25 protein-coding genes are annotated in these 25,914 nt (G+C 65.9%); 13 read left to right on the top strand and 12 right to left on the bottom strand.

Annotated elements, in window-relative coordinates:
* Positions 1–291 precede the first annotated feature (291 nt).
* A complete protein-coding gene (gene dapA / locus AC6IY7_RS06275; protein WP_497782213.1) occupies positions 292–1,185 on the top strand; it encodes a 4-hydroxy-tetrahydrodipicolinate synthase in 894 nt (297 codons plus the stop codon).
* A 23-nt stretch (positions 1,186–1,208) separates the two neighbouring features.
* Positions 1,209–1,685 (top strand): SsrA-binding protein SmpB, encoded by a 477-nt coding sequence (gene smpB, locus AC6IY7_RS06280; RefSeq protein WP_497782214.1) that lies wholly within the window; start codon positions 1,209–1,211, stop codon positions 1,683–1,685.
* 11 nt (positions 1,686–1,696) lie between these two features.
* Here the strand turns inward: smpB and AC6IY7_RS06285 are convergent, their stop codons facing one another.
* Together AC6IY7_RS06285 and AC6IY7_RS06290 are read right to left on the bottom strand one after the other, a co-directional pair.
* The gene (locus AC6IY7_RS06285) at positions 1,697–2,386 is read right to left on the bottom strand and encodes a uracil-DNA glycosylase (protein ID WP_497782793.1); all 690 of its coding nucleotides are present in this window, start codon (positions 2,384–2,386) and stop codon (positions 1,697–1,699) included.
* Positions 2,373–2,987: a LabA-like NYN domain-containing protein gene (locus tag AC6IY7_RS06290; protein WP_036293925.1), complete on the bottom strand. Its 615-nt coding sequence runs from the start codon at positions 2,985–2,987 to the stop codon at positions 2,373–2,375. Before AC6IY7_RS06290 ends, AC6IY7_RS06285 begins: the two co-directional genes overlap by 14 nt.
* Positions 2,988–3,447: 460 nt before the next feature.
* Between AC6IY7_RS06290 and rpoZ the strand changes: the two genes are divergently transcribed.
* From rpoZ to era, 7 genes are all read left to right on the top strand, one after another.
* Positions 3,448–3,834 (top strand): DNA-directed RNA polymerase subunit omega, encoded by a 387-nt coding sequence (rpoZ, locus tag AC6IY7_RS06295; protein ID WP_497782215.1) that lies wholly within the window; start codon positions 3,448–3,450, stop codon positions 3,832–3,834.
* A gap of 197 nt (positions 3,835–4,031) precedes the next feature.
* On the top strand, positions 4,032–6,242 hold the full coding sequence (locus tag AC6IY7_RS06300) for a RelA/SpoT family protein (protein WP_497782216.1): 2,211 nt from the start codon (positions 4,032–4,034) through the stop codon (positions 6,240–6,242).
* A gap of 28 nt (positions 6,243–6,270) precedes the next feature.
* Complete coding sequence (locus AC6IY7_RS06305; RefSeq protein WP_497782217.1) at positions 6,271–7,023, top strand: pyridoxine 5'-phosphate synthase; 753 nt, start codon at positions 6,271–6,273, stop codon at positions 7,021–7,023.
* Complete coding sequence (gene acpS / locus AC6IY7_RS06310) at positions 7,020–7,415, top strand: holo-ACP synthase (protein ID WP_497782218.1); 396 nt, start codon at positions 7,020–7,022, stop codon at positions 7,413–7,415. Before AC6IY7_RS06305 ends, acpS begins: the two co-directional genes overlap by 4 nt.
* Before the next feature lie 123 nt (positions 7,416–7,538).
* A complete protein-coding gene (gene lepB, locus AC6IY7_RS06315; protein ID WP_497782219.1) occupies positions 7,539–8,330 on the top strand; it encodes a signal peptidase I in 792 nt (263 codons plus the stop codon).
* A 26-nt stretch (positions 8,331–8,356) separates the two neighbouring features.
* Positions 8,357–9,058, top strand: a complete 702-nt coding sequence (gene rnc / locus AC6IY7_RS06320; protein ID WP_497782220.1) for a ribonuclease III — start codon at positions 8,357–8,359, stop codon at positions 9,056–9,058.
* Between the two features lie 181 nt (positions 9,059–9,239).
* Entirely contained in the window at positions 9,240–10,139 is a 900-nt protein-coding gene (gene era, locus AC6IY7_RS06325; RefSeq protein ID WP_497782221.1) for a GTPase Era, read from the top strand.
* 230 nt (positions 10,140–10,369) lie between these two features.
* Here the strand turns inward: era and AC6IY7_RS06330 are convergent, their stop codons facing one another.
* From AC6IY7_RS06330 to AC6IY7_RS06340, 3 genes are all read right to left on the bottom strand, one after another.
* On the bottom strand, positions 10,370–11,866 hold the full coding sequence (locus AC6IY7_RS06330; RefSeq protein WP_497782222.1) for an ABC transporter permease/substrate-binding protein: 1,497 nt from the start codon (positions 11,864–11,866) through the stop codon (positions 10,370–10,372).
* A complete protein-coding gene (locus AC6IY7_RS06335; RefSeq protein WP_497782223.1) occupies positions 11,863–12,624 on the bottom strand; it encodes an ATP-binding cassette domain-containing protein in 762 nt (253 codons plus the stop codon). The genes AC6IY7_RS06330 and AC6IY7_RS06335 overlap by 4 nt, the downstream gene beginning before the upstream one ends.
* Positions 12,625–12,760: 136 nt before the next feature.
* Complete coding sequence (locus AC6IY7_RS06340) at positions 12,761–14,989, bottom strand: sensor domain-containing diguanylate cyclase (protein WP_497782224.1); 2,229 nt, start codon at positions 14,987–14,989, stop codon at positions 12,761–12,763.
* A 211-nt stretch (positions 14,990–15,200) separates the two neighbouring features.
* Here AC6IY7_RS06340 and dinB point away from each other — a divergent pair, with 211 nt between their 5' ends.
* A complete protein-coding gene (gene dinB, locus AC6IY7_RS06345; RefSeq protein WP_497782225.1) occupies positions 15,201–16,274 on the top strand; it encodes a DNA polymerase IV in 1,074 nt (357 codons plus the stop codon).
* A gap of 80 nt (positions 16,275–16,354) precedes the next feature.
* Here the strand turns inward: dinB and AC6IY7_RS06350 are convergent, their stop codons facing one another.
* Complete coding sequence (locus tag AC6IY7_RS06350; protein ID WP_497782226.1) at positions 16,355–17,917, bottom strand: OpgD/OpgG family glucan biosynthesis protein; 1,563 nt, start codon at positions 17,915–17,917, stop codon at positions 16,355–16,357.
* A 761-nt stretch (positions 17,918–18,678) separates the two neighbouring features.
* Here AC6IY7_RS06350 and AC6IY7_RS06355 point away from each other — a divergent pair.
* A complete protein-coding gene (locus AC6IY7_RS06355; protein WP_497782227.1) occupies positions 18,679–19,821 on the top strand; it encodes a type III PLP-dependent enzyme in 1,143 nt (380 codons plus the stop codon).
* Positions 19,822–19,940: 119 nt separating this feature from the next.
* Positions 19,941–20,579: a GNAT family N-acetyltransferase gene (locus tag AC6IY7_RS06360; protein WP_497782228.1), complete on the top strand. Its 639-nt coding sequence runs from the start codon at positions 19,941–19,943 to the stop codon at positions 20,577–20,579.
* A gap of 206 nt (positions 20,580–20,785) precedes the next feature.
* On the opposite strand, the gene AC6IY7_RS06365 is transcribed toward AC6IY7_RS06360, so the two are convergent.
* The 6 genes from AC6IY7_RS06365 to amoC all read right to left on the bottom strand — a co-directional run bounded on the left by AC6IY7_RS06365 (position 20,786) and on the right by amoC (position 24,577).
* Positions 20,786–21,262, bottom strand: a complete 477-nt coding sequence (locus AC6IY7_RS06365) for a F0F1 ATP synthase subunit B family protein (RefSeq protein WP_497782229.1) — start codon at positions 21,260–21,262, stop codon at positions 20,786–20,788.
* A 14-nt stretch (positions 21,263–21,276) separates the two neighbouring features.
* On the bottom strand, positions 21,277–21,885 hold the full coding sequence (locus AC6IY7_RS06370) for a F0F1 ATP synthase subunit B family protein (RefSeq protein ID WP_497782230.1): 609 nt from the start codon (positions 21,883–21,885) through the stop codon (positions 21,277–21,279).
* A 77-nt stretch (positions 21,886–21,962) separates the two neighbouring features.
* Positions 21,963–22,190, bottom strand: a complete 228-nt coding sequence (locus AC6IY7_RS06375; RefSeq protein WP_159728953.1) for a F0F1 ATP synthase subunit C — start codon at positions 22,188–22,190, stop codon at positions 21,963–21,965.
* 52 nt (positions 22,191–22,242) lie between these two features.
* Complete coding sequence (locus AC6IY7_RS06380; protein ID WP_497782231.1) at positions 22,243–22,983, bottom strand: F0F1 ATP synthase subunit A; 741 nt, start codon at positions 22,981–22,983, stop codon at positions 22,243–22,245.
* Positions 22,984–23,049: 66 nt separating this feature from the next.
* On the bottom strand, positions 23,050–23,385 hold the full coding sequence (locus AC6IY7_RS06385; protein ID WP_497782232.1) for an AtpZ/AtpI family protein: 336 nt from the start codon (positions 23,383–23,385) through the stop codon (positions 23,050–23,052).
* Positions 23,386–23,800: 415 nt separating this feature from the next.
* On the bottom strand, positions 23,801–24,577 hold the full coding sequence (gene amoC, locus AC6IY7_RS06390; protein WP_497782233.1) for a bacterial ammonia monooxygenase, subunit AmoC: 777 nt from the start codon (positions 24,575–24,577) through the stop codon (positions 23,801–23,803).
* 207 nt (positions 24,578–24,784) lie between these two features.
* Here amoC and AC6IY7_RS06395 point away from each other — a divergent pair, with 207 nt between their 5' ends.
* Entirely contained in the window at positions 24,785–25,759 is a 975-nt protein-coding gene (locus tag AC6IY7_RS06395; protein ID WP_497782234.1) for a LysR family transcriptional regulator, read from the top strand.
* The last annotated feature ends 155 nt before the right edge of the window (positions 25,760–25,914 follow it).

Consider the following 25,914-nt stretch of genomic DNA (forward strand, 5'->3'; position numbering starts at 1 on the left):
ACGTCATCCAGCCTGCGGTCATTTCGTTGCGGAACTGTCAACCAAATCGATAAGCCTCGGGATTTTCGAATTTTCTTCTCCGCGTCGACCCGTCGCTCGAGCTATTCGGCGATTCCGCTCGCAGGGAGGTCGCGAACCCTTTTCACCTAAACGCCCAGAGGCTATGACAGGCGCCGAGCTCCGAAGCGGATCGGCCGCCGCGGGGGAAAGGCCGATAAATTCTCCGTACCAGTCCCAGTCAGTAAGCGCGGCGATTACGGCGCCCGCGTGGCGCAGCGAAAGCGACGGCATATGAACGACAAGGCAGTCTTCCGAGGATCTTACACGGCTCTGGTCACGCCTTTCGCCGATGGCGCGGTCGACCACGCGGCTCTGCGCGCGCTCGTCGACTGGCAGATCGAGAGCGGGACGCAGGGCCTGGTTCCCGTGGGCACGACGGGCGAGAGCCCGACTTTGAGCCATGAAGAGCACCGCGCCGTCGTCGAGACCGTGATCCGGCAGGCCGCCGGCCGCGTCCCCGTCATCGCCGGCGCGGGCTCCAACAACACGCGCGAGGCGGTCGAGCTCGCCCGCCATGCGCAGGAGGCGGGCGCCGACGGCGTGCTCGTCGTCACGCCCTATTACAATAAGCCGAATCAGGAAGGCCTCTACCAGCATTTCGCCGCTGTGGCGGAGGCGATCTCCATTCCGATCATCGTCTACAACATCCCGCCGCGCTCGGTGGTCGATATGAGCGTCGCCACGCTCGCCCGGCTCGCCGAGCTGAAGACCATCGTCGGCGTCAAGGACGCGACCGGCAATGTCGGCCGCATTCTCCAGCAGCGCGCCGCCATCGGGCCGGAGTTCGTGCAATTCTCCGGCGACGACATTCTCGCTCTGGCGAGCGTCGCCGTCGGCGCGATCGGCGTCATCTCCGTCGTCTCCAATGTCGCGCCGAGGCTCTGCGCCGATCTGCAGACCGCCGCGCTCGCCGGGGATTTCAAGACGGCGCTGGCGCTGCAGGACCGCCTCACCGCGCTGCAGCAGGCGATTTTCCTCGAGGCCGGCGTGACCGGGGCCAAATACGGCCTCTCGCTGCTCGGCCGCGCGCGGGAAGAGGTCCGCCTGCCGCTCGTTCCCTCCTCCGAGCCGACGAAGAAGGCGATTCGCGACGCCCTCGTCTCGGCGGGCGTGCTGGACGCCTGAGCCGAACGCAGGACCTCAAAACCGTGGCCGAGAAGGAAAACCCCAATTTCAAGGTCGTCGCCGACAATCGGCGCGCACGCTATGATTATGAGATCGGCGAGACCTTCGAGGCCGGCCTGTCGCTGACGGGCACGGAGGTGAAGTCGCTGCGCACCGGCAAGGCGACCATCGCCGAGAGCTATGCCCATGTCGACCGCAAGGGCGAGGCGTGGCTCGTCAACGCCACTATCCCCCAATATCTCTCCGGCAATCGCTTCAATCACGAGCCCAAAAGGCTGCGCAAGCTGCTGTTGAAGCAGCGCGAGCTCGCCAAGCTGGCGCAGGGCGTCGAGCGCGAGGGCATGACCATCGTGCCGATGAAGCTCTATTTCAACGAGCGCGGCCGCGCCAAGCTGCAGATCGCGCTGGGGCGCGGCAAGAAGCTGCACGACAAGCGCGAGGTCGAGAAGAAGCGCGATTGGGGTCGCGAGAAGAGCCGGCTGCTGCGCGACCGCGGCTGAGGCGCGCGGGATCAGCTCTCGTTCAAAATCTCCCGCGCCCGCGCGAAGATCGCCCGAAACATTTGCGGCGTCAGCGCGCCCGTGTTCGTGTTGAGCCGCGAGCAATGATAGCTGTCGATAAGAATAATCGACGACGTCGTAGTATTGGCGGCGATCTCATGCTCGCGCCCATGGGCGAAGGGGAATCCGCCGGGCTTCAGCGCCAAGCCGCGCAGCACGCCCTCATGGGCGATGCGGCCGAGTGCGACGATAAGTCGCGGCCGTTTCAGGTGGCGGAGCGTCGCGACGAAGAAGGGGCGGCAGGCCGAAAGCTCGGCCGGGAGCGGCTTATTGCCGGGCGGAACGCAGCGCAGGACATTGGTGATGCGGCAATCGACGAGGGCGACGCCATCGTCGGCGCGGGCGTCATAGACGCCGCTCGAAAAGCCGAATTCCGCGAGAGTGGCGTAGAGGAGACGGCCCGCGTCATCGCCGGTGAAAGGGCGGCTGGTGCGATTGGCGCCCATGCGTCCCGGCGCGAGGCCGACCACCAGCAGACGCGCATCGAGAGGCCCGAAATCGGCGACGGGCGCATTATGCCAATCGGGATGGCTCTCCCGCAGCTCACGCCGATAAACGACGAGGCGCGGACAGAGCGGGCAATCATGGCCGGGCTCGTCCGCGCAAATAGCTGTTTTCGATGGCCGATCAAGCCTCGTGATCGTCGTCGGGCGCGCCGCCCGGCGTCACCGGCTGCGGCCGGCGCTCCTGGAAGCGCTGCATGCGCTCGGCGCGCTCGCCCGGATCGCGGCCGATCTTGCCGACGAGATGGATGAGATCGACGAATTCGTCGGCCTGACGGCGAAGTTCGTCGGCGATCATCGGCGGCTGGGTGGTGATCGTCGAGATCACCGAGACGCGCACGCCCTTGCGCTGCACCGCCTCGACCAGCGAGCGGAAGTCGCCGTCGCCGGAGAACAGCACCATATGGTCGATATGCTCCGCCATCTCCATCGCGTCGACGGCGAGCTCTATGTCCATATTGCCCTTGACCTTGCGGCGGCCGAGCGAATCGACGAACTCTTTGGTCGGCTTGGTCACGACGGCGTAGCCATTGTAGTCGAGCCAATCGATCAGCGGACGGATCGACGAATATTCCTGATCCTCGATCAGCGCCGTGTAATAGAAGGCGCGAATCAGCCGGCCCTTGCCCTGGAACTCGCGCAGCAGCCGCTTATAGTCGATGTCGAAACCGAGCGATTTGGCTGTCGCATAGAGGTTGGCGCCATCAATGAATAAGGCAATTCGTTCCGGGTCTGCCATCTAGGTCTCGCTTGTCGGGTCCAGTAATCGAGGGGCCGCCGCTTGCCGAACGCGCTGTCGACCCTACTGGCAGCACGCATCTCTACAGTGACGCTCTTCGCGTCTACAGTGACGCTCTTCGCGCGCGCCGTCGCTTCCGCCCGCGCCACGTCGCCTCTAGCGTACGCGTCGCAAACAGGCGCGCCATCCGCGAACAGCCTTGGTCACATTACAGTCACGCCCTTCGTTAAGGTCGTAAATCGACCATGTATCGACGGTCGTCAAGGGGGGTAGGCGAAAAATCCGTCTCAGAAATACTACAGCAACAGATCTTGGCCTACCGTCGGCGTGATCGGGCGCGGCCTTCGGCTCTCGGGCGAGCGGCGTCCCATCGCACGCATTGCCAGCGGCCGCGCATTGCCAGCGGCAAGGAATTGGTGTAGCAGGCGGCTCGCTCGAAAGCTAGAGGAGTCCGCACGACATGGCGCGCGTCACCGTCGAAGACTGCATCGACAAGATCGAGAACCGCTTCGATCTGGTTCTCCTCGCGGCGCATCGCGCGCGGCTGATCTCCTCCGGCCAGTCGATCCTGGTGGAGCGCGACAAGGACAAGAATCCCGTCGTCGCGCTTCGCGAGATCGCCGAGACCGCGCTGTCGCCGGACGATCTCAAGGAAGACTTCATCCATTCGCTGCAGCGCCATGTCGAGGTCGACGAGCCCGAGACCGAGACCGTGCCCGCGCTCGCCGCCGCCGCGCCGGATTCCGACGGCGGCGACGCGCAATTCGACCGCATGACGGAGGAGGATCTCCTCCGCGGCCTCGAAGGTCTGGTGCCGCCGGCCGAGGTCGAGGACGAAGGCGAGTAATTCGCCGGCAAGTCGCGCCGCCCCCGCGAGGGGCGGCCGCCGAAATCGCTAGAGGCCGGCCGCGAGGTGCTCTACAATCCGGCGCGAATGCGGCCGTCGGCCGGCTTCGGGCCCTCGCGCCGTCTCCCGTCCGATCTTCCCCGTGAGTTCCGCGACGCCCCCGACGATCCGCGCAACCAGATCGTTGGTCGACGCCGATGATGCGCCAATATGAACTCGTCGAGCGGGTGCGCAAATACAACCCGCAGGTCGACGAGGATCTGCTGAACCGGGCCTATGTCTACGCCATGAAGGCGCATGGGCAGCAGACCCGCGCCTCCGGCGACCCTTATTTCTCCCATCCGCTCGAAGTGGCGGCCATCCTCACCGACCTCAAGCTCGACGACGCCACCATCGTCGCCGCCGTGCTGCATGACACGGTCGAGGACACGAGCTCCACGCTCGACGAGATCAATCGCCTGTTCGGGCCGCAGATCGGCAAGCTGGTCGACGGGCTGACCAAGATCGAGAAGCTCGACCTCGTTTCCAAAAAAGCCGCTCAGGGCGAGAATTTCCGCAAGCTGCTGCTCGCCGTCGCCGAGGATGTGCGCGTGCTTCTGGTCAAGCTCGCGGATCGGCTGCACAATATGCGCACGCTGCATTTCGTGCCGCCGGAAAAGCGCGCGCGCATCGCGCAGGAGACGCTCGACATCTACGCGCCGCTCGCCGGCCGCATGGGCATGCAGCGGCTGCGCGAGGAGCTGGAGGGCCTCGCCTTCCGCCATCTGACGCCGGAGGCCTATCAGGCGATCGAATCGCGCCTGCACGATCTGCGCGCCAAGAACGGCCGCATCATCAAGAAGATCGAGAAGGAGCTGACGCAGGAGTTCGCCGATCGCGGCATTCATGCGGCGGTCACCGGGCGGCAGAAGACGCCCTTCTCCGTCTGGCGCAAGATGGAGCGCAAATCGATCGCCTTCGAGCAGCTCTCCGACATATTCGGCTTTCGCATCATCGTCGACGATGTCGAGGATTGCTATCGCGCCCTCGGCATCGTGCACACCAAATGGCCGAGCGTTCCCGGGCGCTTCAAGGACTATATTTCGACGCCCAAGCAGAATGATTATCGCTCTCTCCACACCACTGTGATCGGCCCCGGCCATCAGCGCGTGGAATTGCAGATCCGCACCGCCGCCATGCACGAGATCGCGCGTTTCGGCATCGCCGCCCATGCGCTCTACAAGGATTCGTCGAGCATCGAGGGCAAAGAGGATCTCGCCAAGGAGAGCCGCGCCTTCAAATGGCTGCAGGATACGCTGGAGCTGCTCGCCCATGGAGACAGTCCGGAAGAGTTTCTGGAGCATACGCGGCTCGAATTGTTCCAGGACCAGGTGTTCTGCTTCACGCCGAAGGGCGGCCTCATCGCCTTGCCGCGCGGCGCGACGCCGATCGATTTCGCCTATGCGGTGCATACGCGCGTCGGCGACTCCGCGGTCGGCGCCAAGATCAACGGACGCATCGCCCCGGTTCTGTCGCAATTGCAGAATGGCGACGAGGTGGAGATCATCCGCGCCGAGGGCCATGTGCCGCCGGCGGCCTGGGAGTCGCTCGTCGTCACCGGCAAGGCGCGCTCCGCCATTCGCCGCGCGACGCGTGAGGCCGTGCGCATGCAATATGCCGGTCTCGGTCGGCAGATCGTGACCCGCGCCTTCGAGCGCGCCGGCCGAGCGGTCTCGGACGAGAAGCTCAAGGCCGCGCTGCCACGGCTCGCCCGCGCCTCGCTGGAGGATGCGTTCGCCGCCGTCGGCCGCGGCGAGATCTATTCGGGCGATGTGGTGAAATCCGTCTATCCGGACTTCAGCGAGGAGCGCAAGCCCGCGCAACAGATGCGGCTCGAGCCGGGCGAGGCCGGCTGGTTCGGCATGAAGTCCAATGTCAATGTGGTGTTCAAGGCGCCGGGCGTCGCCGATCAGGCGAGCGCCATTCCGATCCGCGGCCTGCGCGGCGACGTGCCGGTGCGCTTCGCGCCGGAGGGCGGCGCCGTGCCGGGCGACCGCATCGTCGGCATACTGACGCCGGGCGAGGGCATCACCATCTATCCGATTCAATCGCCGGCGCTCACCGCCTTCGACGATCAGCCCGACCGCTGGCTCGACGTGCGCTGGGACATCGATCCGGAGAGCCGGGAGCTGTTTCCGGCCCGGCTCGTGGTGACGGCGATCAACGAGCCGGGAACGCTCGGCGGGCTGGCGACGCTGATCGGCGAGACGGGAGCCAATATCGACAATGTCGCCTTCGCCATTCATTCTCCCGACTTTCGTGAGATGCGATTCGATCTCGAAGTCGTCGATCTGAAGCATTTGAACGACATCGTCGCCCGGCTGCGGGCCAGCGCTCTGGTCAGCAAGGTCGAGCGCGTGATTGGGTGAGGCCAAACAAGGCTCGAGGTGAGGAAAGATGAATGCTCGCCGCATCCGCCTCGGCGTGAATGTCGATCACGTCGCGACGATACGTAACGCCCGCGGAGGCCAGGGGCCCGATCCCGTGCGCGCCGCTCTGCTCGCGATCGAGGCCGGCGCCGACGGCATAACGGCGCATTTGCGCGAGGATCGCCGCCATATTCGCGACGAGGATATGGCGCGCCTCAAGGCCGAGATCTCCAAACCGCTGAATTTCGAGATGGCCGCGACCGAGCAAATGCTCGATATCGCGCTGAAGACGAAGCCGCACGCCGTCTGCCTCGTGCCCGAACGTCGCACGGAGCGCACCACGGAGGGCGGGCTCGACGTCATCGGCGGCCATAACCATCTCGTCCCCTTCGTCGACGAGTTGAACCGGGCCGGCATTCGCGTCTCTCTGTTCATCGAGCCGGGCGCCGAGGCGATCGACGCCGCCGACTCTATTCGCGCGCCGGTCGTCGAGCTGCATACAGGCGCATGGTGCCACGCCGTCGAAGTGGGAGACTATGAGGCCGCAGAGCGCGAGTTCGCCCGCATCGTCGCCGCCGCGGCCCATACGGCGGAGCGCGGGCTCGAGTGCCACGCCGGCCATGGGCTCGACTATGCGACGGCGCGGCGCATCGCCGCTCTGCCGCAGATCGTCGAATTGAACATCGGCCATTTCCTCATCGGCGAGGCGGTGTTCGTCGGCCTCGCCGAATCGATCCGCATGATGCGCCGCGCGATCGACGAGGGCGCGGGCGCCGCATGATCATCGGCTTCGGCAGCGATCTCTGCGACATACGCCGCATCGAGCAGGCGCTCGAGCGCTATGGCGAGCGTTTCATCCGCCGCTGCTTCACCGATATAGAACGCGAGAAATCGGAAGGCCGCGCCGCCCGCGCGGCCTCCTACGCCAAGCGTTTCGCCGCCAAAGAGGCCTGCGCCAAGGCGCTCGGCACCGGCATGAGCGATGGAATCACCTGGAAAACCATGGGGGTGGTGAATCTGCCCTCGGGCAAGCCCACGGTCGAGCTGACCGGCGCCGCCGCCGCGCGGCTGGCCGAGATCGCGCCGGAAGGCGTGAAAGTCATCATTCACCTCACATTGACCGACGAATATCCGCTCGCGCAGGCCCAGGTTCTCATAGAGGCGCTGACGTGATAGACGAGCAGACGAGCCTGAAGGCTCGCGGTCCGCAGCCCGGCGACCGCGAGCCTTCAGGCTCGCTCGCAAATTGATCCAAGACGACCGAACGCGGCTTCGGCCAAAAGGGAGTGACGCGGTTTGAGCAGGAACGTCTCGGTCGCCGAACGGCGCGACGAAGGTGGTTTGCTCGAGACGATCAAGGTGATCGTCCAGGCGCTGGTCATTGCGCTCGTCATTCGCACGCTGCTGTTTCAGCCCTTCAACATTCCCTCGGGCTCGATGATCCCGACATTGCTGATCGGCGATTATGTATTCGTCTCGAAATACGCTTACGGCTATTCGAATTATTCGCTGCCCTCCGTGCCTTATCTCGACTGGCGGGCCGATCTCTTCTCCGGCCGCGTGCTCGGCTCGCAGCCCAAGCGCGGCGATGTGGTGGTGTTCAAGCTGCCGCGCGACAATGAGACCGATTACATCAAGCGCGTCATCGGCCTGCCCGGCGACCGCATCCAGATGATCGAGGGACGGCTCTATATCAATGGCGAGATCGTGCCGCGCGCGGTCAAGCCCAAGGAGAAGCACGAGGGCCGCGACGGACGCGAGGCGGAGGTGCCGACCTATACCGAGACGCTGCCCGGCGGCGTCGCCCATACGATCATCGAGATCGAGGGCGACCACGGCTATAAGGACAACACCGAGCTCTTCGTGGTGCCGCCGAACAATTATTTCATGATGGGCGACAATCGCGACAATTCGACCGACTCGCGCTTCGCGCAGGAAGAAGGCGGCGTCGGCTATGTGCCCTTCGAAAATCTCGTGGGCCGCGCCGAGATCATCTTCTTCTCGGTGCAGAAAGACGAATATGCTCTGGCCTTCTGGCGCTGGCCATGGACGGTCAGGTGGGATCGGCTGTTCAAGCCCGCGCATTGACGCCGCTCGGCATAAAGCGGACGGAAATGGGAGCTCTCGCTCGGGAGGACCTCGCCGCGCTCGAGGCGAGCGTCGGCCATGGCTTCGTCAACCGTCGCCTGCTGGAGCATGCGCTGACCCATGTCAGCGCCTCCGCGGCGCGGCCGGACTCCTATGAGCGGCTGGAGTTTCTCGGCGATCGTGTGCTCGGCGTCGTCGTCGCCCATATGCTCTATGAGAATTTCCCGCAGGAGAGCGAGGGCGAATTGTCGCGGCGGCTCGCCGATCTCGTCCGCAAGGAATCCTGCGCCGAAGTCGCCGAGCGCTGGGGCGTCGGCCCCTTCATGCGGCTCGGCGACGGCGAGGCGCAGACGGGCGGGCGGAAGAAACGCGCCATATTGGGCGATATGTGCGAGGCGATCATCGGCGCGGTCTATCTCGACGGCGGTCCGCATGCGGCCGAGGCCGTGGTGCGCGCGGCCTTCGTCGAACGCATGCTCGCGCCGGGGCGAAGGCTCCGCGACGCCAAGACCGCGCTGCAGGAATGGGCGCAGGCGCGCCGGCTGGCGACGCCGCGCTACCGCCTCGCCGCGCGCAGCGGGCCGGATCACGCGCCCTTCTTCGAGGTGGCGGTCGATGTGGAAGGTTTTGTCGCAGCGGAAGGCGCCGGCGCCTCCAAGCGCGCCGCCGAGCAATCCGCCGCCCAGGCCTTTCTCGATCGCGAAGGCATAGAGCGGGAAGACGGCTGATGAACCGCATGCAACTCCGATCCCCTCATTCTGAGGCGCTTTTTGCGGACCGCAAAAAGCCTCGAAGGATGCTCCAGCGCGCGCGGTCCGGCCCCTTCGAGACGCCGGCTTCGCCGGCTCCTCAGGGTGAGGGCGCTGGTTTTGACAAAAGCTTCTGCCTCGCATCGAAAGGCGCATATTCGTGACAGAAACAAGCTGCGGCTTCGTCGCTCTGGTCGGCGCGCCCAACGCCGGCAAGTCGACGCTGCTGAACCAGCTCGTCGGCGCCAAAGTGTCGATCGTCTCGCGCAAGGCGCAGACGACCCGCGCCCTCGTGCGCGGCATAGCGCTCGAAGGGGAAGCGCAGATCATATTGGTCGACACGCCCGGCATTTTCGCGCCCAAGCGCCGGCTCGACCGCGCCATGGTGGCGAGCGCCATCGCCGGCGCCGGCGACGCCGACGCGATCGTGCTGCTCGTCGACGCGCGCCGCGGCCTCGTCGCCGAGGTGGAGGAGATCGTCGCCAAGCTCGCCGCGCTCTCCGCGCCGAAAATTCTGGCGCTCAACAAGATCGATCTGGTGCCGCGCGACTCGCTGCTGGCGCTCACGGCCGCGCTCACGGCGAAGGCGGATTTCATCGAGACCTATATGATCTCGGCGCTCAATGGCGACGGCGTCGCCGATCTGAAGGCCAAGCTCGGCGCGCTGATGCAGCCCTCTCCCTGGCTCTATCCGGAAGACCAGCTCTCCGACGCGCCCTTGCGGATTCTCGCCGCCGAGATCACGCGCGAAAAAATCTTCGAGCGGCTGCATGACGAATTGCCGTATCAGTCCACTGTCGAGACGGAATCCTGGGAAAATCAGAAGGACGGCTCGGCGCGCATAGAGCAGACGATCTATGTCACCCGCGACGGGCAGAAGAAGATCGTCATCGGCGAAGGCGGCCGCACGATCAAGGCGATCGGCCAGGCCGCGCGCCGCGAGATCGCGGAAGCCGCCGAGCAGAAGGTGCATCTCTTCTTGTTCGTGAAGGTGCGCGAGAACTGGGCCGACGACCCCGAACGCTACCGCGAGATGCGGCTGGATTTTCCGAAGGAGTGATGCCGACTTTGGCCCCTTTTTAAGTTACGCGCGACCCCTTCTCCCCTTGCGGGAGAAGGTGGCCTCGCGAAGCGAGGTCGGATGAGGGGTCTCGCCGCTCCAGAGAGTTTAGAAAGCTTCGCGCCATAGCGCGCGCAAAATTACGACGCGCCCTCATCCGACCCTCGCTTGCGCGAGGGCCACCTTCTCCCGCAGGCGGGAGAAGGAACGGCCGGCGTTGCGCGAAAAGATCACCCGCTCGCCTTCAACCGCAACCCCCGCGGCACCACCCACGGCTCGATCGCATCGAACAGCCCCTGAGCGGCGAGCGCCATGAGCGCCGCCGGTATCGCTCCCTCGAGGATCAACGCGAAATTATCGAGGCGCACGCCGGTGAAGATCGGCTGGCCATAGCCGCCAGCGCCGATGAGCGCGCCCAGCGTCGCCGTGCCGACATTGATGACCGCCGCCGTCTTCAGCCCCGCGAGAATGGCCGGCGAAGCCATGGGCAATTCGACGAGCAGCAGCCGGCGCCAGGGCGTCAGCCCGATGGCGATCGCCGAATCGCCGATGGCGCGCGGAATGCTCGCGAGGCCGGTCGCGACATTCCGCACGATCGGCAGCAGGCTGTAGAGGAAGAGCGCGGCGATCGCCGGCGGCGCGCCAATGCCCAGCAGCGGAATCATGAAAACGAGCAGCGCCAGCGACGGAATGGTCTGCAGCACGCTGGCGACGCCGAGAATCGCATGGCCGAGCGCCGGCCGCTTGGCGGCCGCCACGCCGAGCGGCACAGCGACGAGGATCGCCGCGGCCAGCGAGACGCCGACCAGAAAGAGATGCTCCTGCGTGCGCCTCAGCACGCGCTCGACGAGCCCCTGCGACGGCGCCGGCGCCTCGACGCCGAATTGCGCGGAAACGAAATTCGCCGCCGCCTCGCGCTCGCTTCGCAGGCCGGTCTTCACCGCGACATTCATCGCGATCATTCGGGCCGCGTCTATCCGCCCCTCGAGCCGCAGCATGGCGGCGACCGCTTTCGGCGCGCGCTGCTCGAGATCGGCACGATAGAGCAGAATGGCGCGATTTTCCGAAAAGAGCTTGCGGTCGTCGGCGAGCACGAGAATGCGGCCGTCGGCGACTTGCGGATCGGTGGTGTAGAGATCGACGACATCGATGGCGCCGTCGAGAAGCCCCTTATAGGCGATGTCGTGATCGAGCCCGCGGACCTCCTCGTCGGAAAGCCCATAGGCCGCGCGCAGCGCCGGCCAGCCGTCGGCGCGGGCGAGCAATTCCTCGCTCAAGCCGAAGACGAGCGAGGGATGCTGCGCGAGATCGGAGATCGTCCTGACGCCGAGCGCCTCGGCCTTGTCGCGCCGCATGCCGAGCGCATAGCCATTGCCGAAGCCGAGCGGCAGGCTCATGCGCAGCCCGAGCTCGCCCAGCGCATCCGCGATCTCGCGATCGTTGGAAAGCCGCAGCTCGGCGAGAATCTCCTGCCGCAACGTGCCGGTATATTCGGGATAGGCGTCGATCTCGCCGGAGAGCAGCGCATTCCAGACGAGCCGCGTGCCGCCGAGCGCCGGTCGGCGGATCGCGCGCGCGCCCGAGGCCGCGACGAGATCGGCGACGATATCGGAGAGAATGACCGATTCGGTGAAAGTCTTGGAGCCTATGCGCACGCCCGTTTCCGCATCGCGCACGCAGGCGGAAAGAAAAAGCAGCGCGAGCATGATGCGCAGAACGCGCGTCATCGCGCGCCATCCGGCGGGAGCGGAAGATCGGCGAGACGCCGCGCGCTGGCGCGCACGAAGCGCGTGACGAATTCCTCCGCCGGACGCTCGACGAAATCGGCGAAGCGTCCCTGCTGCACGATGCGGCCGTGATTCATCAGAACGATTCGTTCGGCGAAGAATCCGGCCTCGGCGAGATCATGGGTGACGATGACGACGGTCTTTGCGAGTCGCGCGAAAATATCGGCGAGATCATCCTGCAGATCGGCGCGGATCAGCGGATCGAGCGCGCCCAAGGGCTCGTCCATCAGCAATATTTCCGGATCGAGCATGAGCGCGCGCATCAGCGCCACGCGTTGCTTCTGGCCGCCGGAGAGCTCGGCCGGGTAACGATCCTGCGCCTCTGCCGGAAAGCGCGTGAGGCGAAGCAGCTCCTCGAGCCGCGCCGCGCGGCGTTCCGCGGGCCAGCCCATCTCGCATGCCATCAGCTCTATGTTGCGGCGCGCGGAAAGATGCGGGAAGAGGCCGCCGTCCTGAATGACATAGCCCATCAGCCGCCTGAGCTTCTCCGCCGAGAGCGGCGTCAGCAAATGGCTCGCGACCTCGATCTCGCCGTCATCCGGCGTCTCGAGGCCGACGATCATGGAAAGCAGCGTGGATTTGCCGGAGCCGGACGGGCCGATCAGCGCCGTCGTGCGCGCGGGCTCTATCGTCAGCGTGACGTCGTCGACGACGCGCGCGCCGCCGAAGATTTTGCTGACGTGCTCCAATCGGATCATGACCGCGCCGCGGCGTCGAGGGCTAACGCCTCTCAACTGGCGCAGGCGGCCGAGGTTCCAAGAGGAAGACGCCGAGGTGGCGGAGGAGACGCCGGCGACGTTCATGCTCGCTTTCCAGACGGTCGGCTGAGATCGTTCACGCCCGGCCGCCCGAGGCCGGCGAGCGCGAGACCATCTCGACGCGATTGCGGCCGCGGATCTTGGCGAGATAGAGCGCCTCATCGGCGCGGCCGACGAAATCCTCGGCGCTGTCGTCCTGCGAGAATTGCGTGACGCCGAAGCTGCAAGTGACGCCGAGTCCTTCGACGCCGCCGAGTCCTTCGAGGTCGAGCGCCTCTATGGCGGCGCGCAATTTCTCGGCCGTGCGCAGCGCCGCGGCCCCGTCGGTCCCCGGGGTCAGCAGCGCGAATTCCTCGCCGCCCCAGCGCGCCAGAATATCCGAGCCGCGCACGAGCCCGGCCGTCGCCTCGGCGAGGGCGACGAGCGCGCGGTCGCCGATCTGATGCCCATAGGCGTCATTGATGGATTTGAAATTGTCGACGTCGAAGAGCACGAGCGAGAGCGGCGCGCCATAGCGCTGCGCGCGCAGCATCTCGCTCGCCAGCGCCTGATCGAATTTCAGCCGGTTGAAGAGGCCGGTGAGCCGATCGGTGACCGCCTGCTGGCCGAGATCGCGCGCCAGCTCCTGCAGGCGCAGGCGCTTCTCCATCTGTATGCCGTCCTGCAGCCGGCGCTCCTGGCCGATGAGATAGATCAGCGTCATCATCGTCACCAGCAGAGTGACGATGATGCCGAGCACGCGCGAGGCGAAAATCTCGCGCGTCGGCGTCGCGATCGCCACCGACCAGCCGCCCGTGTCGATGAAGCGGCGGCGGATATAGCCCTGCTCGCCCTCGAGCGCGACCCAATTGGATTCGGCCAGCTCATGATCGAGCAGAGGCCGATCGTCGAGCGCGCCATAGCGGCGCTCGGCGTCGCGCAGCCGCTCTGGCGAGAGCGGCCACATGGGCCGCGACATATCGGCGTCGCGATTGGTCATCGCCACCACGCCATCGGCGTCGAGAAGAAAATAGCGCCGGTCGAAGCGGCGCAGATCGGCGCGCAGGGCGAGAAGCGGCTTGGCGAGGACGGCGACGCCGACGACGCCCCCGCCGGCGTCGCGAATGGGAGCGCTCGCATGAAAGATGACGTCGCGATCGGAGGCGTCATAGATCAGGCAGCGGCTCGCGACGCCGCCGATCGCCTCGCGAAACGGGGGCCGCGCCGCATGATCGTCGTCGATCGGCGTCTTTTCGCCCGAGGCGGCGGCGGCGAGGACGACGCGGCCGGATGCGTCGAGCAGCAGCCCCGTCGCCGCGCCGGAGGCGTCGACATGAAGCTGTAGAGCCGCGCGAGCCGCGTCATCGGCTCGCGGCGCCTCGCCGCCGGGCGCCGGCCGCACCGAGGGCGCGCCGGCGAGCGTCGTCGTCATCGCGGAGAGCGCGACGGTCTCGCCGACGAAGCGGCTGGCGAGCAGATCGAGATCGCTGCGCGTCTCCGTCTGAATATTGCGCTGATAGATCACGCCGAGAAAATCGGTGAGCGCCCAGCCGCAGAGCAAAATCGCCGCCAGAGCCGCCGCTGTCCAGACGAACTGCCGGCGCAGATAATCGGCGAAGCGGCGGGACGAGAGCTCGAGCGCCAGCTGATGCTGGCGGATAGACCACACCGAAAACGCGATGGCGCAGGCGAGCAGGCCGCGCAGCAGCTGGATCGGAACGCCGGTCGCCGCCGCGAAACTGTCTTTGTTGAGCGCGTTCGCCGGCCAGAACGGCGCCGGCGCGACGACGAGCCCGGCGCAAAAGGCGTAGAGCGCGAAGCCGGCGGCGGCGAGATAGGCGTAGCGGCGCGCGACGGGCGTGAGCACGCGGGCGCCGGCGACGAAGACGAGAGCCGCGCCGAGAGCGGCGGGAAAGCCGATCAGATAGCGCGCGACCGCCGCGGCCGAGGCGGGGCCGGCGATGGCTGCGACCGCGGCGACGATGAGCGCGAGCGGAATGTGGATCCATCGGCCGATCCCGCCGCCGCCGAGCCCTGCCGCCGCCGATCGTCCGAATTCGAGCAATAGGAGAAAAGAGATGGTCATCAACGCTTTGCGCGCAAGCGCGAAAGCGAAGCCGTCGCCGGTGATGAGCGCGAGCAGATCGAGCCATTCGACCGCGCCATGCGCATAGCCGAACAGGCCGAGCGTGACCCAGCCCGCGCGGCGCGGGCCGTCTCCGGCCACGGCGAAGCAGATCGCGCCGAGCAGCAGAAAGGCCAAGCCATAGAAAAAGAAAATGAAATCGAGCTGCGCCTCGAAAATCGCCGATAAGGTCTCCCGCATTTTGCTCGCGCCGACGCTCCCATGCGACGCGCGGGCGCGCGCCATTGTGGACAGATTGGCGAGGCGGCGGGATCGTCAAGGCTCGGCGGACGACGGAGGCGGCGCCTCGTTATTGAATCCGGCGGATCGACGTGAGACTCTGCGGTCCCGAGACATTCCGCTCGACGCCTCTCTCGCTAGGGCGCCGCTCGCAACTCGCCGCAATCGCAACATGGCGTCGCAACGCAAGATCATCCACGTCGACATGGACGCTTTCTATGCGTCGGTGGAGCAGCGCGACGATCCGCGATTGCGCGGCCGGCCCGTCGCGGTCGGCTCGCCGCGCGAGCGCGGCGTCGTGGTGGCGGCGAGCTATGAGGCGCGCGCCTTCGGCGTGCGCTCGGCCATGCCCTCCGTCACCGCCATACGTCGCTGTCCCGATCTCGTCTTCGTTCCGCCGCGCTTCGACGTCTATCGCGACGTTTCGCGGCGAATTCGCGCGATCTTCTTCGACTATACGCCGCTGGTCGAGCCGCTCTCGCTCGACGAGGCCTATCTCGACGTCACCGAAAATCGCAAGCGCATCGCCTCGGCGACGCGCATAGCGGAAGAGATCAGAGCGCGCATTCGCGAGGAGACGCAGCTGACCGCCTCGGCCGGCGTCTCCTATAATAAATTTCTGGCGAAGCTCGCCTCGGATCAGAACAAGCCGGACGGGCTCTTCGTCGTCACGCCGAATATGGGCGCCGATTTCGTCGCCGCTCTGCCGATCGGCAAATTCCATGGCGTCGGGCCGGCGACGACGAAGAAGATGAACGCGCTCGGCATAGAGACCGGGCTCGATCTGCGCGGCAAGACGCTGCCCTTTCTGCAGAAACACTTCGGCAAATCGGGGAGCTATTATTATGGAATTGCGCGCGGCGTCGACGAGCGCCCGGTGCGGCCGGACCGCATTCGCAAATCGATCGGCGCCGAGGTCACTTTCGCCCACGATCTCTTCGCGCTCGACGAGGCCGTCGCCGCGCTCGCGCCCATCGCCGCGCGCGTCTCCTCGCATTGCGAGAGCGCGCGCATCAGCGGGCGCACGGTGACGCTCAAAGTCAAATATGCGGATTTTCAGCAGATCACGCGCCGCAGCACCTGCGCGGCGCCGATCGCCTCCCGCGCCGCGCTGGAGGCGGCGGCGCGCGCCTTGCTGCATCCGCTGTTTCCCTCGCCGAAGGGCGTGCGCCTGCTCGGCGTCACGCTCTCCTCGCTCGCTCCCGCGGATGCGAGCGCCGATCCGCAGCTCAGCCTCGCCGTGTGAGGCGAGTAGCGAGTAGCGAGTAGCGAATAGACGCCCTACTCCCTACTCCCTACTCCCTATTCGCTACTCCCTATTCGCCCTCACGGCGCGGTCCAGGGATAGGTCCAGGTCTCGGTCAAAGTCTGCGAGCCGGCCTTGAGGAAGGCGCGAATATCCGCCGTCTGTCCGGATTTCACGACGACGTCGAACATCACGCGTATGCCGTCTATATGCGGATTGGCGGCGACGCTCGAGCGGATGACGACGCCATTCGCCGCCGAGGCGACGACCTCCACCTGCGAGGGGTCATTGGCGTAGAAGGGCAGCTCGCCGCCGGCGAAATCGACGATGAAGCGATGCGCGCCGGGCGTCATCGGCTCGCCGGAGCCGAGCGCGCGCGCGCCCGTCTCGAAAGTATTCGCCGCGCGGCCATTGGGCGAGAGGCGCGGCAGATCGAGCAGCGAGGTGATGCGATAGGCGTAGGAGTAGGGCTTGCCGATTTCCGGCGGCTGCGCGCCGACCCAGGCGGCGACGATATTGTCGTTGGTCTCGTCGAGCGTCGGCAGCTCGAGCAGCTCGACCGCCCCCTCGCCCCAGGCGTTCTGCGGCTCGATGAAATAGCTCGGCCGGCGCTCATAGGCGAGATCTATGTCCTGATAGGTCTCGAAATTGCGGTCGCGCTGCATGAGCCCGAAGCCGCGAATATTGGAATCGGAGAAGGAGGTGAGCCGCGCGATGGGCGCGTTGGCGAGCGGACGCCAGAGCCATTCCTTCGACTCGCCATAGACGAGCAGGCCGTCCGAATCATGCAGCTCGGTGCGGAAGCCGTCGCGCATGCGGCGGTCGTTCTCGCCGGTGAGATACATGGAGGTGAGCGGCGCGAGGCCGAATTTCGCCTTGCGACGCGGGAACAAGGTCGCCTGCACATCGATCGTGCTCTCCTGCCCGGTCGTGAGATCGAAGCGATAGGCGCCCGTCGCCGCCTCGCCGTCGAGCAGCGCATAGATGGTGATGCGATTGCTCCCCGGCTGCGGCGTCTCGATCCAGAATTCGCGGAAGAAGGGGAAGACTTCCGTATTGTCGCCGCAGTCGACGCAGAGCGCGCGCGCCGAGAGGCCATAGCGCTGGCCGCGGCCGAGAAAGCGGAAATAGCTCGCGCCGAGGAAGGAGATCACCTCGTCGTGAACATGCGGGTCGTTGAGCGGGAAATGCAGGCGGAAGCCGGCGAAGCCGATGTTGATCGGCAGCGTCTTCTCGAATTTGTTGCGGCCCGAGTCGAACAGCGACGCCGAATAGGGAATGGGCGTCGGTATGCCGTCACGGATCGTGTTCACCGTCACCGGACGCTTGTAGAGAAATCCCAGATGGAAGGCGTGCAGGCGGAAGGAGCCGGGGATGTTGGAGAACAGCGCCTTTTCGGGACGGAAGCGGAGGTCGCGATAGGAGTCGAAGTCGAGCTTCGCCAATTCCTCCGGCAGCTGCGGCGGCGCCGCCTCGAACGGCGCGCCGGCGAGGTCGCGGGCGCGGCGCGCCACATCCTCGAGCCCGAATCGCGGCCCTAGCCCGTTTTGGATGGACTGCGCCACGGCGCGTCCGAGCGGCGCGGCCTGCGCGCCCGCCGCGACCATCGCGCCGAGGAGCCGGCGGCGTGTGATGTCGATCATTTCAGTCGGTTTCCGGAAAATGCGACGGGCGGAGCCCGTCTTCGGATCGCAGACGAATCGGGCGTTCTTGGGGACGCCGGACCCGGCCTCGGCGCGCGGCCCGCCGCCGCCGGCCCCGTCCGTGCTTCTGCCTATCCGGCTTTGCCGCCGCCCGCAAGACGCCCGCCCCTCTCCCGTCACGGCGCGCAAAATGGGCGCAATGGCGACAAAATGCGCGGCATGGCGAAAAAGCCCTTGCAGAGCCGGCGAAAGCGCGTATTTACGTTCTCGCCCACTTTCGCACGTGCCTGTGGTCGTGTGTCGGTCGATGGGGATCCGGACAAGAGGCCGGTCAACCATCGGAATAAAACCGGCAGCCGGAGGCGAAACCGGCGAACCTCGCCTGAGCGAGGGATCGCGACTTAAAGCAACGACGGACCGGGCTTTTTCGTCTCTGTCGACCCTCCAAAGGTCGGCGTACCGAAGAGGCTTGTCTTTCTTGCCGGGCGTGCGGAAAGGGATAAATCCCCTTCCAAGCGATGGCTATTCGACTCGGATTCCATGTCCGTCTGGACATGCGCGTCCGCGCCTCGTCTAGCCGACGGCGCATCACCCGACCGTCTCGCGCTTCGCCTCCAGCGGAGCCGTGACGGTCATGGAACGCAGTCGTGTCGATGTGCAGCGCGCCTCCACCGCGCCTGCGCAAACGGCGGTCTGCGTCCGATCGAAGCCCTTGGCCACTCCGCGGCTTTCGCGCCGCGACTTCGTTGGGGATGCCGCAAATGACCGATCGTATTCGCGAATTTTTGGAGGCCCGCCGTCGCGCCGGACGTGACGCGGGTCCCTGCCTCGTCGTCGACCTCGAGGTCGTGCGCGACAATTACACGAGCTTCGCCAAGGCGCTGCCGGACACGCGCGTGTTCTATGCGGTGAAGGCCAATCCGGCGCCGGAGGTGCTGTCGCTTCTCGCCACGCTCGGCTCCTGCTTCGACACCGCCTCGGTGGTGGAGATCGAGCAGGCGCTCGCCGCCGGCGCGTCACCCGATCGCGTGAGCTTCGGCAATACGATCAAGAAGGAGCGTGACATCGCCCGCGCCTATGCGCTAGGCGTGCGCCTCTTCGCGGTCGATTGCGAGGCGGAGGTCGAGAAGATCGCCCGCTCCGCGCCCGGCTCCAAGGTCTTCTGCCGCATTCTCTGCGACGGCAGCGGCGCCGAATGGCCGCTGTCGCGCAAATTCGGCTGCGCGCCGGAGATGGCGCCGCGCGTCCTCGAGCACGCCTTTTCGCTGGGGCTTTCCGCCTATGGCGTCTCCTTCCATGTCGGCTCGCAGCAGGGCAATCCGAACATGTGGGACGGCGCGCTGAAATCCGCCTCGGCGATCTTCCGCGATCTCGCCGAGCGCGGCATTCAGCTGCAGATGGTCAATCTCGGCGGCGGATTTCCGACCCGCTATCTCAAGAATGTGCCGGCCGTGAAGGCCTATGGGCAAGCGATCTTCCGGGCGCTGTCGAAGCATTTCGGCAATCGCATTCCCGAGACGATCATCGAGCCCGGCCGCGGCATGGTCGGCAACGCCGGCGTGATCGAGGCCGAGGTCGTGCTGGTGTCGAAGAAGTCGCAGGAGGACGAGGTCCGCTGGGTCTATCTCGACATCGGCAAATTCAATGGCCTCGCCGAGACGACCGACGAGATGATTCGCTATCCGATCCGCACCCAGGCGGACGGCTCCGCGACCGCGCCTTGCGTCATCGCCGGGCCGAGCTGCGATTCGGTCGACGTGCTGTATGAGAAGGAGCCCTACCTCCTTCCCATCAGCCTGGAGATCGGCTCGAAAGTGCTGATCGAGGGGACGGGCGCCTATACGACGACCTATTCGTCGGTGGGCTTCAACGGCTTCCCGCCGCTCGAATCCTTCGTCATCTGACGCGCCTGTGAGGGGGCTCCCCCTCGCATTTCGATCCGCCCTATCGTCACAGTCCCGTTCGGCGGGCGCGCTCATGCGCGCCAGGCGCGAGGGTCGTCCGTCCTCGAATGGGGGAAGAGATGGCCTTTGAATTCTCTTGTCATCAGCCTGCGCCGCGAGCCTTCGCGCTCGCTCCCGAGATTGCGGCGGCGAGCCTGAAGGCTCGCGGTCCGGCCTTCGATATCCTCGACGAATCGCCGGATGATGTCGCGGCGCGCGAAGCGTTGCTCGACGCCTCCTTCGGCCCGGCGCGCTTTCTGAAGACCTGCGAGCGTCTTCGTGAAGGGCGCATGCCGGCGCGCGGCCTCGCGCTCGTCGCCAAGGACGAGGATCGCGTCGTGGCGACCATGCGCCTGTGGCCGATCTTCGCGGGGGCGGGCCGTCCGGCGCTGCTGCTCGGTCCGCTGGCGGTCGCGCGCGACTATCGTTCGCTGGGGCTCGGCGCCGCCATGATCGAGGAAGGCCTCTGCCGCGCCGCGGCCCGCAATCATCGCGCGGTGCTGCTGGTCGGCGACGCGCCCTATTATGCGCGCTTCGGCTTCGAGCGGCGCTTCACGGATGCGCTGATCATGCCGGGGCCGGTGGAGCGTGAGCGTTTCCTCGGCCTCGAGCTTTCGAAGGGCGCGCTCGAGGGCGCGCAGGGCCGCATCTCGGGCGCCGGCGCGCGCGCGTCGAAGGCGCTCCGCTCCACTTCCCCGGTGCTGGCGCGCGCGGCCTGACGCGAAGCCCTTTCGCCACTGATTCGACAAGACCGAAAGCCCCTCCCGTCATCTCGGGCGGAGCGAAGCGATCCGGAGGCGCACGAGCGCTGCTGGATCGCTTCGTCGCTACGCTCCTCCCAATGGCGACGAGGGGCCGACAAAACAAAAGGCCCGAAGTCGCATGACTTCGGGCCTTTTGTTTTGTCCGTCGATGAAGCGATGCGTCAGTGCGCCAGCGACTTCACATCCGCAATGCCGGCGGAGACGAAATCGGTTCCGGCGACGCCCTTGCGCAGCACGGCCTCGGCGACCTTCACGGCGGCGTCGGCGGCGCTGGCGCGCACTTCGGCGGCGGCCTGCGCCTCGGCCTGGGCGATCTTGTCCTCGACCTGCTTGGTGCGGCGGGTCACATAATCCTCGAGGCGCTGGCGCGCCTCGGCGGCCAGCAGCTCGGCCTCGCTCTTGGCCTGGGCGACGATCGCCTTGGCCTCGGTCTCGGCGTCCTCACGCTTCTTCTCGAAGGAGGCGAGCAGGCTCTCCGCCTCGCTGCGCAGGCGCTCGGCCTCGGCCAGCTCGCCCTTGATCCGATTCACACGCGCGTCGAGCGCGGCGCCGAGCTTCTTATGCGCGCCCACATAGAGGAGCACGCAGAGGAAAATGCCGAAGCCGATGGCGACGAAAAGTTCCGCGTCGTAATGCATGGCCAATCCCCTGCTCAGCTCGCCTTGATGGTGCGGAATTCGCTCTGCAGCGTCTCAGCGGCGAGGCGGGCGCCGGTCAGCTTCTCGAGGATGGAGCCGGCCGCCTCGGTGGCGATCTGCTCGACATGCGACAGCGCCTCGGATTTGGCGGCGAGGATCTGCGCCTCGGCCTCCGCGACCTTCTTGGCGAAGGCGGCTTCCTCCGCCGCGCGACGCGAGGCCGTCTCGGCGGCGGCCTGCTGCTGCGCGGCGCGGCCGATCTCCTGCGCCTGCGCCTTGGTGGCGCGCAGCGTCTCGTCATGCTCGGCGGCGGCGGCCTGCGCCTTCCCCTGCAGCTCGCGAGAGGCGAAGAGGTCGCTCTCGATGCGGCTCTCGCGCTCGCTCAGGATCGAGCCGATGCGCGGCAGCGCGATGCGCGACATGAGGACGTAGAGGACGCCGAAGATCAGCGCCAGCCAGACGAGCTGCGGTACGAAATTATTCGTGTCGAAGGGCGGAAAGTCGCCCCCGCCGCGGTGCTCCGTCCCGTGCTCGACGGTCCCATGGCCCGCGGACTCATGCGTCGCGCCTTGCGCGGCGTGCGGCACCGCTTCCTCGGCGGCGGCGAGAACGATATTCGCCATGACGGCTCCGAAACCTCTCGAGTGCGCTCAAATGCGACGAAGGCCCGGAGCGCTTTGGCCCGGGCCTTCGAAACGGATCACTTCAGATAGAGCAGGATCGCGATCAGAAACGCGAAGATGCCGAGGCCTTCGGCGAGCGCCGCGCCGATGATGGCGTTGGTGAACTGGCCGGCCGCGGCCGACGGATTGCGCAGCGCGCCATTGACGAAATTGCCGAAGATCAGACCAACGCCGATAGCGGCGGCGCCCGTGCCGATCGCGGCGAGGCCCGCGCCGATCAGTTGGAAGGAGGAAGCATCAGCCATAGGTAACTCCTGCTCTTAGCTATGTGGGCGACTATTTATTGTTGGATGTTTATCAGTGGCCCGGGTGGATCGCGTCATTGAGATAGACGCAAGTGAGGACGGCGAAGACGAACGCCTGAAGACAATTGACCAGCAGCTCCAGCGCATACATCGCCACGACCGCGAGGATCGGAATGGGCGCGAGCGCGGCCCAGGCGCCGGCGCCGAGCAGCATCACCACGAAGCCGCCGAAGACGGCGAGCGTGATGTGGCCGGCGAGGATGTTCGCGAAGAGACGAACGGAGAGCGACACCGGGCGCGAAAGGAAGGAGATGATCTCGATCGGGATCAGCACGACCAGCACCGGCGCCGGAACGCCATGCGGCACGAACAGCTTCAGAAAGCCGAGGCCGTTGCGATAGAGCCCGTAGAGGATCACCAGTGTGATGACGAAGGCCGCGAAGGCGAAAGTGACGACGATCTGGCTCGACAGCGAGAAGGTGTAGGGGACGAGGCCGATCAGATTCGACACCAGAATGAAGGTGAACAGCGTGAAGACGAAGGGGAAGAAGCGCATCCCTTCCTTGCCCGCCGTCTGGCGCACCGTATTGGCGACGAACTCATAGAGAACTTCGGCGAGCGCCTGCCCGCGTCCCGGCACCAGCGCGCGCTTGGACGTCGTGAACAGGGTGAGGATTATGGCTCCCGACGCCGCGAGCAGCATATAGAGCGCGGAATTGGTGAAGGAGACGTCGACGCCGTTGATGAAGTAAGGCGCAATGCGTTGGAGCTCGAACTGCTCGATAGGATTCATCGCTCGATCCGGACGGCGCGCCCGGCCCTTCATCTCCGCGGCGCCGAGGAAGTCGGGCCGCCCGTTTCATCCGCCGCCTCGCGCGTTTTTCGACGCGGCGAAGCGAAACACATTGTAGAAGCCCGCGGCGACGCCGAGCCCCAGGAACAGGATCAGCAGCCACGGCTTGGCGCCCAACCAGAGATCCGCCTGCCAGCCGATCAGCGCGCCGACGAGGATCGCCGCCACGAATTCGGACAGCACGGTGAAGCCCGCGCTCAACGCCTTTCCGAACGACCCGCCGACCGGCAAACCCCCGTCTGTCTCGGCGCGTCGCTCCGCTTCCTGCTTGCCGAGCGCGGCCTGGAGCCTCTCCAGCCTCGCGCGCAGCTCGTCGTCGCTCTCGTTCTTGTCCGTTTTCATCGGCTCTCCCCCTCGCGCAAAAGCTCATGAAGCGCGCGCGAGCAGCATAGATGATCGCCGAAGAAACGCCCGGACAGGGGCGACGGAAGGGATTTCGACGCGACGCGATATGGGCCGGGCGGCCAAGTCGTTCGAGCCGCGCGCAACATATGGGCGGCGTCCATTCGTGTCAAGCCGCAGCCGCCGCCGCGAATCGCACGGAAAACCAGGGGTTTTTCACGATTGTCCAATTCTTGCGCAGTCTCGTTTTCGCGGTTGCGAGATGCCGCGACGGCGGCGACGCGCGAAAGCCGCCCCTCGCTCGCCCCTTCGGGCGTCGCGATGGACGGCTCGCTTTCACGGGTCCCCGGGAGCATGACGGAGCCGGCAAGCCGCCCCGCGCCAGCCGCCAGAGGAGCAGGCGCGGGAGGGCGCGTCAGTCGATGATCGCCTTCACGCCATCCTCGCCGAGCAGCGCCTTGATGCGCATCAAGAGCTGCAGCACGACGCCGAACACGCCGAGCGCCATCCAGCCGAAGAAGACGAATCCCCAATGCAGCGGCGCGACGAAGAGCTCCTCCATGAACCAGAAGGTGTGGCCCCATTCATTGAGGCCGACATTGGGAATGATCATGAAGGGGCCGACCGCGACGATCAGATAGGCCAGCGAATAGCCCTTGGCGAAATAGGGGATGCGCGTCTTGGCGTGAAAAAAGGCGCCCACCGCCATGATCGAGTAGATCGGATAGCTCATGTAGAATTCGATGATATGCGACGGGGTGAAATCGGTGTCGCGGATCACCGTCATATGCCAGGTGCCGTCCTGCTCGGTGAAGAAGCTCGCGCCCCAATAGATGGCGATGGCGTAGATCGTCAGCCATTTGAGATTGTCGACGAGCGCGCGGAATTCCTGCCGCGGCGTCACCGCGGACATGTCGCGGGTGCGCGTCTTCCACAAATAGCCGGCGAGGCCAAGGCCGGCGACGAGCTCCAGCGGGATCTCGGTCCACAGGATCGACAGCCAATAGGTCTGGAACTCCGGCGCGAAGGAATCGAGGCCGGCGCGCCAGCCGAAAATCTGCTCATAAATGCGCACGATCAGGTAGAATGTGCAGAGCGCCGCGGCGCCGATCCAGAACGGCTTCATATCGACGATCACATCCGTGTCGTCTGCGACGCCGGCCTTGCCGGCCGTCTCCGTCGTGAGGCTCATGTTTCTCTCCTTTTTTCGTCTTGCGTCCGCGCGCTCTTCCGCGCGGCCGTCAGGAGAGGTAAGGTCCGTCTCGACTTCACGTAAAATGCATTGTTTTCATCGCACTATCTAAAAAATTCAGTGGCGTGGCGGGCGCCGTTCTGGCGTCATCTTCAGGCGCGATCCTCGTTTCGCGCGAGGGGCGCGCGAGGGACGAAGGGCGGACATATGACCGAGCTGCGGAACTTCGATCTCAATCTTCTCGTCGCCTTCGATTTTTTGATGGAGGAGCGCAATGTGTCGCGCGCGGCGCAGAAGATGTTCATCACCCAATCGGCGATGAGCCATGTGCTGCAACGCTTGCGGCAGCAGCTCGATGATCCGGTGCTGGTGAAGACGCCGCAGGGCATGAAGCCGACCCAGCGCGCCCTCGCCCTCGTCGAGCCGGTCGCGGCGATATTGAACGAGGTCGAGCAGGTGATCCGCGGCTCGAAAGCGTTTTCGCCGGCGACGACGCAGCGGCGCTTCACCATTGCGACGAATGATTATGTCGAATTCTGCCTGCTGCCGCCGCTGATGAAATCGGTGAGCCGCCAGGCGCCCAATGTGGAGATTCATCTCGTGCAGACGTCGGGCTCGCTGCGCGAGGCGGCCGACGCCGGCGATGTCGATCTCGTCATCGGCTTCGATGTGATTTTGGATTCGACGCCCTATGTGCGGCGCGAGCGGCTCTACACCGACCGCATCGTCTCGCTGGTGCGTTCGGACCATCCGGATTTTCCGAGCGACGAGCCGACCCTCGAGCAATTCGTCGCGGCCAAGCATATGCTGATGTCGCGCCGCGAGGCCGGCACCGGGATCATCGACGATTGGCTGGAGCAGCGCGGCCTCGCGCGCAAGGTCGCGCTGGTCGTGCCGAATTTTCTCTCCGCGCCGTGGATATTGGCGAGCACCGATCTCGTCTTCTCGCTGCCGCTGCGCATCGCCGAGCATTTCGTGCGTCTGGCGCCGCTAAAGATTTTGGAGATACCGATCGAGTTCCCGACCTATGATCTGCTGATGGTCTGGCACTCGCTGCAAGACCGCGAGCCGGCGCACGCCTGGCTGCGGCGGGAGATCGTCGAGATTTGCCGTGGCGTCGTGGAGCCGCCGGTCGAGGAAGCGCCGCGGCCGGCGCGGGCGAAGGGCCGAGAGCCGGCGTGAGATCACACGCTTCGGACATTCGGAAAAGCCCCCTCCCGCACCCTCTCCCTCTTTGCGCTATCGGATTCACACCCAGCGGCCGTCATGGCCGGGCTTGTCCCGGCCACCCACGCCAAGCAGCTGAGAAATTTGAGGAAATAGACGGATTTCGGCTT

The sequence above is a fragment of the Methylosinus sp. is20ea genome, from assembly GCF_059718135.1.